This window comes from Actinomadura harenae (assembly GCF_003696215.1).
Lineage (GTDB): Bacteria > Actinomycetota > Actinomycetes > Streptosporangiales > Streptosporangiaceae > Spirillospora > Spirillospora harenae.
The window spans coordinates 25559-39568 of the sequence record NZ_RFFG01000075.1; the positions used below are offsets into that span (position 1 = coordinate 25559).

Annotated in this window: 16 protein-coding genes and 1 pseudogene; 11 read left to right on the forward strand and 6 right to left on the reverse strand. The window is 68.7% G+C overall.

Annotation, left to right across the window (positions count from 1 at the left end; translation table 11 throughout):
- Positions 1 to 54: 54 nt before the first annotated feature.
- The 3 genes from EBO15_RS31065 (at position 55) to EBO15_RS31075 (ending at position 2450) form a co-directional block, all read left to right on the forward strand.
- Positions 55 to 1443, forward strand: coding sequence for an MATE family efflux transporter (locus EBO15_RS31065; RefSeq protein WP_122198033.1), 1389 nt, complete (start codon positions 55 to 57; stop codon positions 1441 to 1443).
- 90 nt (positions 1444 to 1533) lie between these two features.
- The gene (locus tag EBO15_RS31070) at positions 1534 to 1758 is read left to right on the forward strand and encodes a hypothetical protein (RefSeq protein ID WP_122198034.1); all 225 of its coding nucleotides are present in this window, start codon (positions 1534 to 1536) and stop codon (positions 1756 to 1758) included.
- 71 nt (positions 1759 to 1829) lie between these two features.
- Positions 1830 to 2450, forward strand: a complete 621-nt coding sequence (locus EBO15_RS31075) for a DUF6461 domain-containing protein (RefSeq protein WP_199744916.1) — start codon at positions 1830 to 1832, stop codon at positions 2448 to 2450.
- Positions 2451 to 2603: 153 nt separating this feature from the next.
- Here the strand turns inward: EBO15_RS31075 and EBO15_RS31080 are convergent, their stop codons facing one another.
- Positions 2604 to 3080, reverse strand: a complete 477-nt coding sequence (locus EBO15_RS31080; protein ID WP_122198047.1) for a nitroreductase family deazaflavin-dependent oxidoreductase — start codon at positions 3078 to 3080, stop codon at positions 2604 to 2606.
- A gap of 545 nt (positions 3081 to 3625) precedes the next feature.
- Between EBO15_RS31080 and EBO15_RS31085 the strand changes: the two genes are divergently transcribed.
- The gene (locus EBO15_RS31085; protein ID WP_147481736.1) at positions 3626 to 3979 is read left to right on the forward strand and encodes a hypothetical protein; all 354 of its coding nucleotides are present in this window, start codon (positions 3626 to 3628) and stop codon (positions 3977 to 3979) included.
- Positions 3980 to 4526: 547 nt separating this feature from the next.
- Here the strand turns inward: EBO15_RS31085 and EBO15_RS31090 are convergent.
- Both EBO15_RS31090 and EBO15_RS31095 read right to left on the reverse strand, forming a co-directional pair.
- Positions 4527 to 6035, reverse strand: coding sequence for a tyrosinase family protein (locus tag EBO15_RS31090; RefSeq protein WP_158628403.1), 1509 nt, complete (start codon positions 6033 to 6035; stop codon positions 4527 to 4529).
- 444 nt (positions 6036 to 6479) lie between these two features.
- Positions 6480 to 6830: a pentapeptide repeat-containing protein gene (locus tag EBO15_RS31095; RefSeq protein WP_122198038.1), complete on the reverse strand. Its 351-nt coding sequence runs from the start codon at positions 6828 to 6830 to the stop codon at positions 6480 to 6482.
- A gap of 32 nt (positions 6831 to 6862) precedes the next feature.
- On the opposite strand from EBO15_RS31095, the pseudogene EBO15_RS47380 reads away from it, so the two are divergent.
- Positions 6863 to 6988, forward strand: a pseudogene (locus EBO15_RS47380) (transposase); the annotation flags it as partial.
- Between the two features lie 45 nt (positions 6989 to 7033).
- On the opposite strand, the gene EBO15_RS46305 reads toward EBO15_RS47380, so the two are convergent.
- Positions 7034 to 7261: a hypothetical protein gene (locus EBO15_RS46305; RefSeq protein ID WP_233616547.1), complete on the reverse strand. Its 228-nt coding sequence runs from the start codon at positions 7259 to 7261 to the stop codon at positions 7034 to 7036.
- Positions 7262 to 7764: 503 nt separating this feature from the next.
- On the opposite strand from EBO15_RS46305, the gene EBO15_RS31105 reads away from it, so the two are divergent.
- Entirely contained in the window at positions 7765 to 8013 is a 249-nt protein-coding gene (locus EBO15_RS31105; RefSeq protein WP_122198040.1) for a hypothetical protein, read from the forward strand.
- Positions 8014 to 8024: 11 nt separating this feature from the next.
- Here the strand turns inward: EBO15_RS31105 and EBO15_RS31110 are convergent, their stop codons facing one another.
- Complete coding sequence (locus EBO15_RS31110; RefSeq protein ID WP_122198041.1) at positions 8025 to 8870, reverse strand: methyltransferase domain-containing protein; 846 nt, start codon at positions 8868 to 8870, stop codon at positions 8025 to 8027.
- A 908-nt stretch (positions 8871 to 9778) separates the two neighbouring features.
- Here EBO15_RS31110 and EBO15_RS43800 point away from each other — a divergent pair.
- Together EBO15_RS43800 and EBO15_RS31115 are read left to right on the forward strand one after the other, a co-directional pair.
- Positions 9779 to 10054, forward strand: a complete 276-nt coding sequence (locus EBO15_RS43800; protein ID WP_147481737.1) for a hypothetical protein — start codon at positions 9779 to 9781, stop codon at positions 10052 to 10054.
- Positions 10044 to 10565 (forward strand): NUDIX domain-containing protein, encoded by a 522-nt coding sequence (locus tag EBO15_RS31115; protein ID WP_199744917.1) that lies wholly within the window; start codon positions 10044 to 10046, stop codon positions 10563 to 10565. The genes EBO15_RS43800 and EBO15_RS31115 overlap by 11 nt, the downstream gene beginning before the upstream one ends.
- 46 nt (positions 10566 to 10611) lie before the next feature.
- On the opposite strand, the gene EBO15_RS31120 is transcribed toward EBO15_RS31115, so the two are convergent.
- On the reverse strand, positions 10612 to 11115 hold the full coding sequence (locus tag EBO15_RS31120) for a DUF6624 domain-containing protein (RefSeq protein WP_122198042.1): 504 nt from the start codon (positions 11113 to 11115) through the stop codon (positions 10612 to 10614).
- Between the two features lie 596 nt (positions 11116 to 11711).
- Here EBO15_RS31120 and EBO15_RS31125 point away from each other — a divergent pair.
- From EBO15_RS31125 to EBO15_RS31130, 3 genes are all read left to right on the forward strand, one after another.
- Entirely contained in the window at positions 11712 to 12284 is a 573-nt protein-coding gene (locus EBO15_RS31125; protein WP_122198043.1) for a nucleoside triphosphate pyrophosphohydrolase family protein, read from the forward strand.
- Positions 12285 to 12575: 291 nt separating this feature from the next.
- Positions 12576 to 12746 carry a hypothetical protein gene (locus EBO15_RS44545; RefSeq protein ID WP_158628405.1) on the forward strand — a complete coding sequence of 57 codons (171 nt, stop codon included), beginning with the start codon at positions 12576 to 12578 and terminating at the stop codon, positions 12744 to 12746.
- 5 nt (positions 12747 to 12751) lie between these two features.
- A complete protein-coding gene (locus EBO15_RS31130) occupies positions 12752 to 13252 on the forward strand; it encodes a hypothetical protein (protein ID WP_147481738.1) in 501 nt (166 codons plus the stop codon).
- The last annotated feature ends 758 nt before the right edge of the window (positions 13253 to 14010 follow it).

Genomic DNA, 14010 nt, shown 5'->3' on the forward strand with positions numbered 1-14010 from the left:
GGCGTGATACCGACGCCCTCCTCCCCCGAACACCGCCAGGACCGGTAACCCTCGATGCTGCCCGCACTGCTTCGCGACGGCCGCGCCCTCGCCGCGCTCGCCGTCCCCCTCGTCCTCACCCAGCTCGCCCAGGTCGCCCTGACGACCACCGACACGGTGATGATGGGCCTGCTGGGCACCGGCGAACTCGCGGCAGGCGGCCTGGCCCTGGTGATCTTCAACCAGATCCGCACCATGGGCGTCGGCCTGGGAACCGCCGCCGGCAACCAGATCGCCGCGGCCGCCGCCCGCGCCGAACAGGCGAACGGGAGCGCCCCGGCGGAGCACGGTCACGCCGAGATCAGGGCCATCGTCCGGGCCAGTCTCGCCGTCGCCACCCTCACCGGCGTCGCCGGCGCCGCCGCGATGGTCCTCATCGGCCACCTCCTGCCCCGCCTCGGCCAGGACGCCGCCGTCGTCGACCTCACCCGCACCCTGCTGTACGCCCTCGCCCCCGGTCTGCTCCCCTGCCTGTGGTTCCAGGCGATACGTCAGTTCACCGTCGGGATGCGCCGCCCCCAGGCGCTGCTGCGGATCACCCTGGCGTCCATCGCCGTGAACGCCGGACTCGACTGGGCGCTCATCCACGGCGCACTCGGCCTGCCCCGGCTCGGCCTCACCGGCATCGGCGTCGCCACCTCCGCCGTCCACCTCCTGTCCTTCCTCGCGCTCTACCTCACCGCGAGAAGAGACGACGAACTGGCGCCGTTCCTGACCCTCGACATCACCCGCGCGGACGCCGCCACCCTCCGACGCCTGCTCGGCCTCGGTGTCCCGATCGCCGCCACCTACGGCTCCGAGGCCGGGTTCTTCTTCGTCACCGCCCTGATGGCCGGCTCCTTCGGCCCCGACGCGCTCGCCGCGCACACCGCCGTCAACCAGCTCGTCTACATCGTCTTCCAGGTCGCCGTCGGCCTGTCGCACGCCGCGTCCATCAACGTCAGCCGCGAACTCGCCCTCGGGAACGACGACGGACCCCGCCGGGTCAGGAACACCGCCCTGGCCTGCGCCGCCGCCGTCATGACCGTCGTCGGCCTCGGCTACCTCACCCTGCCCCGCCTGCTCCTGACCCCCTTCCTGGACACCGGATCCGACCGGGCCCTCACCATCGCGACCCACCTGCTGGCCGTCACCGCGTTCCTCCAGTTCTTCGACTGCGCGCAGAACATCGGCGTCGGTCTCCTCCGCGGCCTGGGCGACACCAAGAGCGGCTTCCGCATCACCCTGATCGGCTACTGGGCCATCGGACTCCCCTCCGCCTGGCTCTTCGCCCACACCCTCGACCTGGACACGGTGGGCATCTGGCTCGGACTCCTCACCGGCCTCGCCGCCACCGCCGTCCTCCTCCTACACCGCTACAACACCACCCTGACCACCGCCCACCCCCAACACCCCCCCACCTGAACCGCCACCTGGAACAGATTCAGGAACGGTCTGGGAGGCATCCCGCTCTCGGGGGAACCAAAGCCCGCGAGCCGAGATCGGGAGCGGGCGATGGACAAGATGACTCAACCGGCTGAGCCGCGCCCCAGGCGGCTCAGCCCGAACGCCCTGTGCGATGCCGTCGCGCTCGCGGCCGCGCTCGCCACGCCGCGCCGGGGCCGGCTCAATGCCGTCGCCGCGCAGCGGGGCACGCTGATGCTCCGTGAAGGGGGGCAGACCATGCAGGCCCGGAAGGGGCAAGGGGCAGGTCGGCATCGGCCGGTCGATTTCGGCTGATTGTCGGCCTGGCCTGTCACCATGCCCCGATGACCACAAGCGACCCCTTGGCCCCGTTCCAGTGGCTCAACATGTCCGAGACCGAAGGTGGCGGCCCCCTTGGAGTGATCTTCAGCGTGGCCTTCTTCCACGGGCTCGACCCGACGGGAGTGATACGCCGTTTCAGCCAGGGCGAGGACTCTGGTGAGCAGTCGGACTTCAGCGGGCTCAGCCAGCGAGCCTTCGAGTTCGTCGACGTGACCCGAGGTGGGGACGGCGGCGGCTACGTCGGCGCCTTCCAAGCGGGCGAGTGGTGCGTGGCGATCGAGCCCTGCGGCTGGTGGGTCACCGACCACCAGCTGGTGGCCGGACTGTCGCGCGGCTGTGAGGTGGTGGCGGTGACCCGGCACGACTACGCCGCCGAGCACAGCTTCGAGTACGCGATCGACGGCACGATCGTCAACGGCTACCGGCTGCGACACCCACACGAGCGCTACGGCTCCGATCCCGACCGGCTCAAAAGTTTCATGCTGGACCTGGGGATGGGTCTGGACCGGCCCCAGGACGACGCCGTATGGGATGTCGCCTGGGAGAACAACTACAACACCGCCGTTCCCAGGGGCTTCGCCTTGGCGGCGAAGGTCACCGGGGTCCCGTTCACGCCCGACATGCTCGACCGGCCAATGCTCGTCGGACCCATCACAAGAAGTTGATCACTTGCATGACCACCCCCACCACGCCCGGCTACATCGACGACCAGCGGTGGCCCCTCGGCCGCATCGCCGCACTCATCCGCGACCTGCTCGGGATCGACCACGCCCTGCCCGGCGCGGCGCTGCTTCTCCGGTCAACCCTGGTCAGCAGGCTCAACGGGATCGAGGCACGGGCGCGTGACTCGGCCCAGGCACGGGTTCCAGCACGAACACGGGAATCACGCGGTCGGTCATCTCCTGGTACTCGGCGTACGGCGGGTACGCGGCGACCGCGCGCTCCCACCACCGGGCCTTCTCGTCCCCGGTGACCTCACGGGCCGTCATGTCTTGGCGTACGGGCCCGTCCTGGAGTTCCACGTGCGGGTCGTAGACGAGGTTGAAGTACCAGAGCGGGTGGCGGGGGAAGCCGCCCTTGGAGGCCACGGCCGCGTACCGCCCCTGGTGCTCCACACGCATCAGCGGGATCTTGCGGATCTTGCCGCTCTTGGCACCGCGCGTGGTGAGGATGACGACGGGCAGGCCCGTGTCCCACAGCGTCGTGCCCCGCGTGCCGCCCGAACTCTCATACAGCTCAACCTGGTCGCGAATCCACTGCGCCGGACTCGGCTCGTAGTCGCCCTCAAGAGGCATCGTGGTCACCCCGGTCGTCGCTCCCGAACCGTGCCGCACAGTCAGCACAACCCTCGCACGAAACCGAGACGGCTGCCCTCTAAGGGGGATCGCCCCGGCCGGGTTCCACGGCCCCCCCGGCGGCGCGTCGCGCTCCCCCTCCGCTCAAGTTCGCCCGTGCCCTCAGAGCAGCTCCGCAGCCGCATGCCACCGGGGGCCGCGGCGCGCGGCTCCCGCGCTCGGCCGGCTGTCCGGCGACTGGGGCGGCGGCCACCACCTGGCCCTGGCCCGATCTCGAGGTCTCCCAACCCAGTACTCATCCACCCCAGCGATGGTGGCCATGAGAACCGCGGCCCGGTCGCCCTGACCGGCCTTGACGCTCGGCCTTGGCGAAACCGCCGCGCACGCACGCCCCTGGCGCCGAGAACCGTTTACGAGAGCAGGCCCCCACCCGGCGAACTTGCTGCGGAACAGCGGATCAGATGTCTGGGCGGAATTTGGTTGAGTAACTGCACTGAGTACAAGTACTCAAGCCAGGCGCCCTCACGACGGCCAGCATGATCGGCATGGCGAATTGCTGGCGGGCCGGAGTGGCCGGTGTGGTGGCGGGCCCGTACGCGGCGGTCGTGACGGCGATGGGGTTCCTGACCTGGACCGACCCGGAGAGCACGCAGGTGGACTACATCCCGCTGGGACTGCTGGTCGATCTGCCGCTCGGACAGCTGCTGCCGGGCGGGCCGTTCACCGGCTGGGGTGCCAAGGGCTACATCGTGAGGGCGACGGCCGGTGGCCTGATCCAGGCCGCCGCATTGGGGATGCTGGTCTGGGCCGTGACCTGGGGGCAGGCCCCACACCGCAAGGCCAGGTTCACGGGCGCGCAGCCAGACGCGCCGAGCCCACCCAGCGCTAACCATTCGTGATCACCCGACGGACGCGGACATGGAACAGGCCCGAGATCCAGGCGGCTCTGCAACCGCGCTCCGGCCCGGCGGCCGCCCAGGAATGATCCGGCGGTTGAAGATGCCGCCCAGCGAAGTGGCTGCCCCACGGATAGCGCGGGCGCATCGGTTCTCTATCGCCGACGGGCAGCCGGATGCGGCACTCCGCCAGCACCATGCCCGCGGCGGCCCGCCCACGCTCCTGCCCTTGCTGGAACGTCCGATTCTCGTCGGAGGTCAGGGTTCGCGGTTCGCAAGGTTGACCTTCCAGACTTTGGAATCGACCAGGAAGACCGAACCGTCGGCAGCACGGATGGCCTACTGGTCGAAGACCTGCTCGATGACGGCGGCGACTTCGCCGGTGCCTGCGCGGAAGTACCGCGCCGACGTGTTCAGCGGTGAGTGACCGAGCAGAGCCACACCGCGTCGGCCACCTCACCGAAGCCGTCCACGTCCCACAGCCCCGCGAGGTCCAAGCTCACTGAAGGGGCTCACTGCGCCCCGGGCCAAGTATCCCGCCGTCTGCTCGTTACTCCGCCGTGATGGTCACCGAGCCGATGTGCACCATTGCCGGTGGTGGGGGCGTACCCTCCTCGCGGTGTCCGCCTACGATCAGGGTCACCCGGAACGAGGTGTCTGACCAGGCCCCCTGGGCCCGCTGCTCCTGTACCAGGTTGGTGATCCCGTAGGAGAAGCTCATGCCTGCATGGTGCTCGGTGGTGTCGCCCATGTCCATGCCGTGGTGGTGGCCGTTGCCGAAGAAGGCCATGGGGCCGACGTAGTAGATCGTTTTGTCATGGGGCGGCTGGTCGTCGGGCAGGTTGAGGTAGACGTCGAAGACGAGGGGGGCGTCCTGCTCCCGCTCCACGTTCTTCAGGTTCAGGCTCAGGTGCCGGGGTTCGCCGGGGCCGGCCGCCAGCAGGGCCTGCGCCCCCGGCGGCGGCGTGGTCACCGTGCCTGTGATGCTGACCGTCGTCGGCGACAGATGAAGGGGCCCTGCCGAGGCGAGCGTGGTGCGGGTCACGGCCGGAGGTGCCGGGACTGCGGCCACAGCGGGCCGCAATGCGAGGGAGACGGGTGCAGGGTCATCCTCATAGCCGTAGCCCAGTTGGGCGACAGTGTCCAGGACGTCGTTGGCGGTCATAGTGACGAACCCCTTGCGATCGGGGTCGTAGAACCGGAAGGACCGGCTCAGCCAGGACTGATCGGTCGGGTTCAAGTGGCCCGGGGTGTCCAGCCAGCGCTTCCACAGCCGGTCGATGTTGCTGTGGTGGGCCCAGAAGACTGGATCTGCCGCCGCGCAGTCCGGGTCAGTCATCCAGCCCTTGGTGCAGTCGGCCAGTTCGTTGTAGCCCCCGGTGAAGACGTGGACCGGGTTATGGGGAAGCAGCTCGAGCTGGCCGAAGTCGGACCCCTCGTGCTGGAAGCCTGTCTGCGGCCCTCCAAAGCTTGGGTCGGGCGGGGGCGGGTAGCCGAAGTTGCCGAGCGTGAACGCCTGGGCGTGCGAGACGTACCTCGGCGGAATCTGGCCGCCGTCATTGATGCCCGCCCCGATCAGTCCGACACCCTGCTTCTTGTCGCTAGAGGTGTTCTCGTTGCGGTTCGGGTAGGGCAGGTACAGAGGGTTGACGGACCCGTCGGGCAGCGTGGGGGTTCGGAAGGCCAAGGGCAGGGTGGAGACCACGTTCAGGGGGCCGTCGCTGTAGTTCCAGTAGGGCACTGCCCACCCGGTGGGATCGGCCCCCGCCTCCTGGATGGCCTCCCGCACGATCTTCTCGAAGAACCAGAGGTACATGCGGTGCCAGGGGAAGAAGAACCAGGTGGCGTGCTGACACTGGTTCCAGTCGGCCCCCGGGGGCACCGGCGCCCTCGTCCCGTGGATGGCCGCCTGATAGCTCCAGCTCGTCGGGTCATCGGGCTTCCGCCCCCGCATGACCGCCACCGCTTTGGCGTAGTTGAGCATCACACTGCTGGAGAACGCCGTGGCCGGCTCCAGTGACCAGATACTCTGCCGAACCGCGACCGTGTTGTTGCCCATCCACTGGCCCCTCTCGCTCATCCCCGGCCCGGCTGCCCCACCGCCCCCAGGGACGTCCTGGGCCCGACAGGAGAAAATTGATCAATGCAAGAAGCCGCCATGCTCCTCTGTTCATAGAGGGTGGACGTATCGCGCATCACGAACATTCTTTCCCGATCGAATCGATCTCCGGGAAGCCCATACAGGCCTTATGGGCAGGCCGATTCCAGCCGTACAGCTTTCTACTGATCGATGGTGCGGGAGTCGGAACACCCCGCTGACCACGCAGTCATCGTTCCCACTTGCGATCCGGCCGGAACCTAGCAGTCGGCCACGTACGAGCAAGGGCTGGGCGGGGACGTGAATCGCTGTGTGTCGTCTCTTCGGCGGCGGGAGTTGTCGTGCCCCTCAGGACGCGTTGGTTCTTGGCGGCACGCTACGTCACCGGCCGACCTTCCCCGGTCCTCAACGCACCGCCGGGGAGTTGTTCGCCGGCGCGGGAGCGTCGGCTACCAGCACGCCGCCGGTGCCCTCGGCCGGTTCGATCCGCCACCCCGGCGGCAGCACGTGCCTCACGCCCCGATCCCCCACCTGAGCCCCGTCGCACGCAATCCTCTCGGTGAAGGTCGCGTCGCTGAAGGATGTGAACCCGCGGAAGGTCGCGCCGGTGAAGTCCGCGTCCCCGTAGAAGGTCACGCTGCCAGAGGCCGCGTCCTTGGTGAAGGTCGCGCTGCAGACGATCGCGTCTCCAAGGAAGGTCGCACCGTGGGCTTCCCCCCGTTCCGCGGACACTCGATCTGAGTTGACCTTGATCAACTTGGGAAGGAAGTGTCTCGTGCCTTCACCACATCCGCCGGAGTTTCCGGCGTCGCGCTGTCGAGTTGGCGCGGTCTGGCGACAGGTCGGTCTCCGCGCTGGCCAAGAGCTTGGGTATCAGCCAGTCGTGCCTGTCGAACTGGATGCGCCAGGCCGACATCGAGGAAGGGCGCGTCGAGGGGCTGACCGCGGCCGACTTGAGGTCAGGGAGTGATTGTGCCGGATGGAGTTCCCTTCGGGGAGATGATGGTCGGGGACGGTGTCCCATAGATGCTGGGGGTCGGCTCGGGTGTGTCCGGGCGGTCCAGCCAGCCTTCGATGGGATGGCGGTCCAGTTCGGCAAACCACCAGAAGATCAGCCCGGCAGCGAGCGCGACGGCGGCCAAGGCCGCGATGTCGCAGCCACAGCCGATTTTTTGTTTCCGGTTCATCGGTTGGTAGCTCTCCGGGGGAGTTCGGCCTCGGTCGCAACGGCCTGACGTCCTGGTGGATGCCGTGGAGCGTGCCGACTGCGGACCTGGCGTCATCGCCCGACCATTCTGTCCCATATGGATGGGCCTGCGTCGCCGAACCGTCCGCAACGGATGCGGCGGGCCGCGCAACCAGGTGCGGGTCGGGACGTCCACAGGTCGTGGAGAGACGCGTCGATGGCCTCGAGCAGCTGCGCGCGGAACTGGACAAGCTCGCAGTCCCCGCGCCGCCCAGCGGCAAATGAAGGCGATGAGCTGCCCTCCCCGCCGTCCGCGCGCTTGTGTTACTTCATCACCCGGATACACGTTCTCGAGCCCTTGCCGGCGACCGAACCGGAGAAGACGAAACCCCTGTGCCACCGGCTCTACTGACCGGTAGGCGGGTGTGAGGATCATCGGCACGGGACCCCGGCGTGGGCCTGAGGGCGCCCCTTCGGGTCTGTCCACTGGGAAGGCGAGCGAGGATGAAACTCACGATCACGGCCGAGGCGATGCTCCCGGCCTGGGTTGTCCCAGCCGCGCGCACCGCAGCCGCCAGCGCGGGACTGATGTACCTGCACTCCACCGGCACCGGGTGGATTGCCACCGCGGTCGCCTTGGCCGTCGGGGCCGGCTACGGGCAGATGATGTCGCAAGCCCGACACAGCCCCACGCATTCCAGCACACAAGCGACCAGCACTCCACAAAACGCGCGGGAGCGCGAGAGGAGATGAGACCGCCGAGGTCAGGTGCTCTCGCGGCCAGTGGTGACGGGGCCGTCCGGCGGGTCGACTCGGATTGTCTGCCCGTCCGGGGTGACCGTCACGCTGTATCGGGCGAGGCTGGGACTGCCGGCCTGCTCCCACGCCGCGCGGGACTGCCGGATCTCGTCCTGGGACACCCGCTGGTCGCGCAGCGGCATGAACGCCGCCGGCGCCACGAACCGGCCCATGGCCGTCCCGTCCGGCCTCACGGTAAGGACCGAGTACACGCCTTCCGGGTGGACGGTGAGGGTCCACGGGACCACGATGAGCCCGCCCGGCCTGACCTGTTCCACCCACGTGTAGGGGACCTGGCGGACGGCGGCCGTCGCGATGAGCCGGTCGAAGGGCGCCCGGCGCGGACAGCCAGCCGTGCCGTCGCCGATGACGACCTCGACGGGATACCCGGCGCCTTGGAGAACTTTCCGGGCGCGGTCGGCCAGGGCGGGATCGACCTCGATCGACGTGACGTTCTCGGCCCCGGCGAGACGCGCGAGCAGGGCGGCGTTATACCCCGTGCCGGTCCCGACCTCCAGGACCCGCATCCCCGCGGCGACGCGCAGATGCTCGAGCATCGACACCATGATGCTCGGCATGGTGCTCGAGCTCGTCGCGTAGATCCCGCGATCGGTGGCGGCGCCGTCGTCGACCTGCGTGATGACGGCGTCAGCGCCGTCGCACTCGGCCGCCCAGCGTTCCGGGTCGTCCCGCTTGCGCACCGGCACGGCCCAGCCGTCATCACGCCGCACCCAGATCACGTCGGGGATGAACTGCCTGCGGGAGACCGCAGCGACCGCGTCCCGGACGGCATCCCGCCCCGCGCGGGCCATCACTGCTTCCCCGAGCCGTTGCAGCCGACGCAGGTGATCTCGACAGGCTTGCTGTCGTGCGTGGTCGTGATCGTCCCTTTGCCCTGGCACATGCCGCAAGGCACCACTTTGCCGTGCTTCCCCATGGGGCGCCCTCCCGGTCTCGCAAGAGATTACGACCGGCCCCAGGCCAGCGAGGGCATATCGAACGCGAATGTGGCGCCCTCCACGCCATGGAGGGCCTGGAACGCCACGAATCCTTCGCATTGCCCAGCGCCGCCGACATCATCGCGACCAAGGCGCCAGCTTGGTGGCCGAGCCCCCAGACCCAGGCCCGCAGCGAACCTTGAGCCCGACCCTGGAGCGACCGCTCGTCCTTGTGGCGGGAATCGCGGGCTCGGTACGGGCCGCAAGGTCTCGCGATGGGTCCATCGCAGGGCCAGCGATCGTCCAGCACCTCAGGATTGACCTCGTTGCACTCACGTTCAGCGATCTGCTGGAGAAGGGGCGGTAGGTGGTCGACAGGGGCGCCGGGACGCCGTGTCTGCGCGACAACCATCTCGTCCCAGTTACTCCCTCGCTCGTGCTCTGAGTCCGGGAGGGTCAGGGGACCACGGGCTTCCCCAACACGTCCGCCGCCGCCATGCCCCTCAAGCGTCGGCCTGCTGACCCCACCACCGGTCTCGTCTGATCCTCGGCGACCGACGAGTCACTGAACGAGACTTCTGCCGTGACCACTCCCCCGCCATCGCTCCCGTGTTCACGTGAACCGACCGCGCCGCCGGGGCGTGCCGTCGGGGCGTGCCGTCGGCGTGGGCCTTGCGGCGGTTTCTATCCGGGCGTCTGATGTCGGGGACGGGCTCCACGATGACGCGGCTTGCGTTGTCGGTCGCGCTCCTTGGCCCCGGGCGCACGGCGGGACCGGTGTGGTGACCGTGCTGGTCGCCGAGTACGCGGCGTACCTGCTGGCGCTGTCGGCGGGTGGCATCCTCACCGACCGGGCCGCGCGCCATCCGACCGCCAGGGTGGCATCCGTCGCGGCCCCGGTGGCAGCCAGCACGGTCTGGGCGGCGCCGATCGCCCCGAACACCACCAACGTGGAAAGGCAGGCCCGTCTGCTTCTCGGGGCCACTGGCGGTGCGGTCAGGAATCCCGCGCGACGGGTGAGCCGGCAACGTCGGACGGGAGATCTAGGTGATCGGTGAAGTGGTCGTGCAGCGCAGCGCCCGCGGGCTGCTGGTGCAAGAGGGCAAGCTCGTGCTGATCAAGCGGACCAGACCAGGCCGCTCTCCCTACTTCGTGGCACCTGGCGGGAAGGTCGAGGACAGTGACCCGAGCGTGGCAGCCGCGCTGCGCCGCGAAGTACGCGAGGAACTCGGCGGCACCATCGGCATCCCGACCCAGGTCCTGCTGATCACCGACGTGCTCGGGATCGGCAGCGAGGGCGTCCGCCGGCTGGGTGTGCAGCATTTCTTCGCCGCGGCGCTGCTGGGCTATGACCTGTCGGCGCGGGCGGGGCGGGAGTTCACCCGCCCCCACCCCCCCCCCCCCCGCACCAACGAAAAGGTGCACCAGCACCAGGACCCCGACGAGCTGGCCGCCGTCGACCTCAAGCCACCTCGACTGGCCGGCTACCTGGCTGCCAACCTGACCGCCGTCACCGCCGAGGCAACCCGGGCGGGCAGCGCCAGACACGATGAGCGAATGCTCCGGTAGTTGGGCCCACCACGCGAACGGCGATGTTCGCCACACGGCGGCTTGTTCAGGGCTTTGCGCGCATCAGCTGGTCGTACTCGGCGTGTGGCTCCAGTCCGACGGCGGCTCGTCGCTGGTCCAGTTCGCCGGGTTCTTCGATGGGGTAGGGTTCCCAGCTTCCCGCGTTGTCGGTGTACTGCGTTCCGAAGACCTGCTGGTGCCCTTCGGCCACGCGGACCCGATCGGTGAGGTAGGCCAGGCACCAGGCTTTGGCCTCGCCATCCTGAACGGCCTGGCGCAGCATCTCCAGGCAGGACCGCTGGAACTCCAGGTCGTGATCTGAATGCTGGGCCAAAAGCCAGGCGCCTTCCGCCCCCGGCTCCCCGACCAGGCTCGCCCCTGGCCAGCCGTGCTCGCTGATGACGCCCTTCAGCCACTCGGTGTTGTCGGTGCGCACGTCCGCCCACGCATCCTGAGGTTCCGAGCCTCGGCTCGGCGGGGACTGTTTGATGGCGTCCTGGTCCACTGCGACTCTCCGGAGAAGTTCCCGCCTCAACTCATCGTCGACCATGAGCACTCCTCCCGGTGAACGGCGTCGCCTCGTTCTCATATCACCACGCTCAACGGTGCAAGGTGCGAACCTCGACCAGATCCCGGGCCGACGTCAGAGCCGTGGAACACCTGGGCTGCGCTCGACAACAGGGAGGCCGTCAGGGGGCCGAGCGGTATCGTCCGAGCGGTGGCGGACCACGTCGCCCCTGTCGCCTACTTCAACAACCTGCCCACGATCACCGCCGCGTCCGGCTGGTCGCTGGCCCCGTCCACATGCCGCCCTCACCGCCCTGGACGCTGATGATCGACGGACAAATCGTCGGTACCAGGGACTTCGCACGCGCCGCCCGAGCCGTGCAGGTCAGCCTGATCCGCAGCGCCGTGCCCGCCTCGGCCCGTCGGGCCGTCGGGCCGTCGGGCCGTCGCGCAGCGGGCCGAGGAGCTCACCGCCACCCTGCACGTCGCCTGGACAGCTGGACCGCCTGCTCCTCGCGCCGAGACCAGCAGGCGCCCCGTGCAGGCCGAGCCCCCGCGTTGACCCTCGCGCCCCAAAGTTCGGCTGTTAGCCTCGCAGCCTTCGCGGCCCCGACCGCACCACCTGTCAGAGAGGCCAGCATGGAGCCGCTCCCTCAGCACGCCACTCTCGACGACCTCCAGGAGTACATCACCAAGATGGTGGCCGAGCGCGGGCTTGCCGGCCCCGGCGTCGATTCCCAGTGCCTCAAGCTCGGTGAGGAACTCGGCGAACTCTACGAGGCCGCTGCGGCCACCGGTGGTCACGACATCGCCGCGCTGGGCAGCGAACTGGCCGACTGCCTCATCCTCACCCTCTCCATCGCCAACCGCCTCGGCATCAACCTCCACAAGGACATCCGCCCACGCATCGAGACCGGACGTCCTGCGCCCACCCTGGCCGACGTTCGAACGATCGCCGCCCGCACCTCCGGTAGCGACGCCGACCTGACCACGCTTTGCCTCCGTGCGGGCACTCATGCGGGTGATCTCTTCCGCGCGATCCGCAAGCTCCACGGCGACCCCGCCGACCCCTGCGGACGCCAGGTCACAGCCGGCGACAAGCTCATCGAGCTGATCATCAGCTTTAGCGCGATCAGCCACCTCCTCGACCTCGACCTCGAGGACGCCTTCCGCGCCAAGGAAGCGATCAACAGCACCCGGACCTGGAGCTGAGCGGTTCAAACGGCGCGGTGGAGCAGCAGTGCCCCCTTGGGAACTGCCCCTGGTGAACGCCGCGACCATCGTGATCTCCTCGGAGATGGTCCTTGAGCAAGGATCGGCCCGCATGGCGGTGCCGCATGGCCCTTGGGCCAGGTCTGCTGTCCGCCGATCGCATCGTCGAGGTCAGGACCTGCCGCTGCGGCACGGATATCGAAGCGGTGCCGTCATCACCCGCCGCCGAGCGAGGCCACCCACCTGGGATGTCCAGTAGGCGCCAAGAAGGACGGCTCCTGGAGCTGCGACATGCAGAGCTTGACCTGGACGGATTCGGAGTTGTCGGCCATGCACCGTGGTGAGGCCAGGATGGGCCAGTACAAGGAATCGATGAACGCCGCGGACGGCGGCCTGCGGCAAGCCCTCGGTCTGGACCAGGCTCACAGCACCGCCCGACCGACCATCGACGGGACATCATGACGAACTTGCAGTTCATCGACTCAATGACCGGACGCCTCGCCTGGCCGATCACCGCCGTCCTTCTCGGCGTCATCTTCCGCCGATCTCTGGGCCGTCTTCTTTCCCGGGTCCAACGCGTGTCCTGGGGCGAAGCCCAAGCCGACCTCGCCGACGCCACCCACGATGTCCAGGAATCCCTCGACGGGCTCACCCAGACCGGACCGGACGACGAACAGCCCGATCCCGCCTATCGACAGCAACTCGAGCAAGTCGTCCACGACGCAGCCAGATGGGGGTTCCGCCTGCACGGCACCGGCGTCACCGAGTTCCCCAATCTGCGCATCCTCTGGGCCGGCGACAACCGCCCCCGGCTCATCTACACCGGCTCACCGGACAGCGAGTACGAGGTCTATGTGATCGGTGGCCCTTCCCTCGCCGACCCGGGCAACAACAAGCTCCGTGAGTACATCGACCGATTCGTGGAGGAAGAGGACGCGAACACAAAGGCGAAGCGCTCCTTCGACTGACATCGATCGCGCGCGAGCCGCTGTCGGCAACCTCGTGTGCAGCACGGCTTCGTGACTCCCTGACGCGGGTGCGGTCTGGGCGTGGGCGGCTCCGGACCCGTATCCGAGCGGCGGGCCTCCGTCCTGGAGTGCAGCGGCGGGTGGCGTCCCTGGTCGAACTCCAGCCCTCCCATGCTTGTACCGGCCCCGTCCTGCTGAGACCGCACCGGGACGCCTACGAACGCGACCACGAGAAGCCCTGACCGACCTTCAGCCCAGCGGCCTGTTCACCGTGACCCGCCCACCACGGCCATCATCGCGTCCCGGGCGCAAGGAGAACCGCGATCCCACCTCCCACCGTCGCCGATCTCTGCGTCGCCCCAGAACAGCGAACCGCCCGCCGACGGGTGCCCCACCTCGAGGCCTGTGGGTGAGGAACATCGCCCTCCTCCGAGGTCCAGTTCTTGAAACTGGCGCAGGTCAGAGCGATATTTGATCCTGGTGAGGATGCCCGGCGCATCAAGTGACCTTCGAAGGAGGCGCGGTGCAGACCATCGGCGAGGGACCTGGCTGGTCCTGGGCACTGGTGGACTTCCCTTGGGAAGATCTCGGGATCAGTCCCTACAAGAACGAGCCGCCACGTCGGGACCGACTGAACGATGGGCCAGCCCGAGTTGGTTGGAGGCTCCGATACCTGGAAGGGTGAGGAGTTATGGCACCACCGAGGAAGTATGCCCCTGAGCTGCGGGAACGCGCTGTTCGTCTGGTCTTTGAGGCGC

Coding starts and splice junctions, on each gene's coding strand:
- EBO15_RS31065 (WP_122198033.1), top strand. CDS start 55: ATGCTGCCCGCACTGCTTCGCGACGGCCGCGCCCTCGCCGCGCTCGCC.
- EBO15_RS31070 (WP_122198034.1), top strand. CDS start 1,534: ATGGACAAGATGACTCAACCGGCTGAGCCGCGCCCCAGGCGGCTCAGC.
- EBO15_RS31075 (WP_199744916.1), top strand. CDS start 1,830: ATGTCCGAGACCGAAGGTGGCGGCCCCCTTGGAGTGATCTTCAGCGTG.
- EBO15_RS31080 (WP_122198047.1), bottom strand. CDS start 3,080: ATGCCTCTTGAGGGCGACTACGAGCCGAGTCCGGCGCAGTGGATTCGC.
- EBO15_RS31085 (WP_147481736.1), top strand. CDS start 3,626: ATGGCGAATTGCTGGCGGGCCGGAGTGGCCGGTGTGGTGGCGGGCCCG.
- EBO15_RS31090 (WP_158628403.1), bottom strand. CDS start 6,035: ATGGGCAACAACACGGTCGCGGTTCGGCAGAGTATCTGGTCACTGGAG.
- EBO15_RS46305 (WP_233616547.1), bottom strand. CDS start 7,261: ATGAACCGGAAACAAAAAATCGGCTGTGGCTGCGACATCGCGGCCTTG.
- EBO15_RS31105 (WP_122198040.1), top strand. CDS start 7,765: ATGAAACTCACGATCACGGCCGAGGCGATGCTCCCGGCCTGGGTTGTC.
- EBO15_RS31110 (WP_122198041.1), bottom strand. CDS start 8,870: ATGGCCCGCGCGGGGCGGGATGCCGTCCGGGACGCGGTCGCTGCGGTC.
- EBO15_RS31120 (WP_122198042.1), bottom strand. CDS start 11,115: ATGGTCGACGATGAGTTGAGGCGGGAACTTCTCCGGAGAGTCGCAGTG.
- EBO15_RS31125 (WP_122198043.1), top strand. CDS start 11,712: ATGGAGCCGCTCCCTCAGCACGCCACTCTCGACGACCTCCAGGAGTAC.
- EBO15_RS44545 (WP_158628405.1), top strand. CDS start 12,576: ATGCAGAGCTTGACCTGGACGGATTCGGAGTTGTCGGCCATGCACCGT.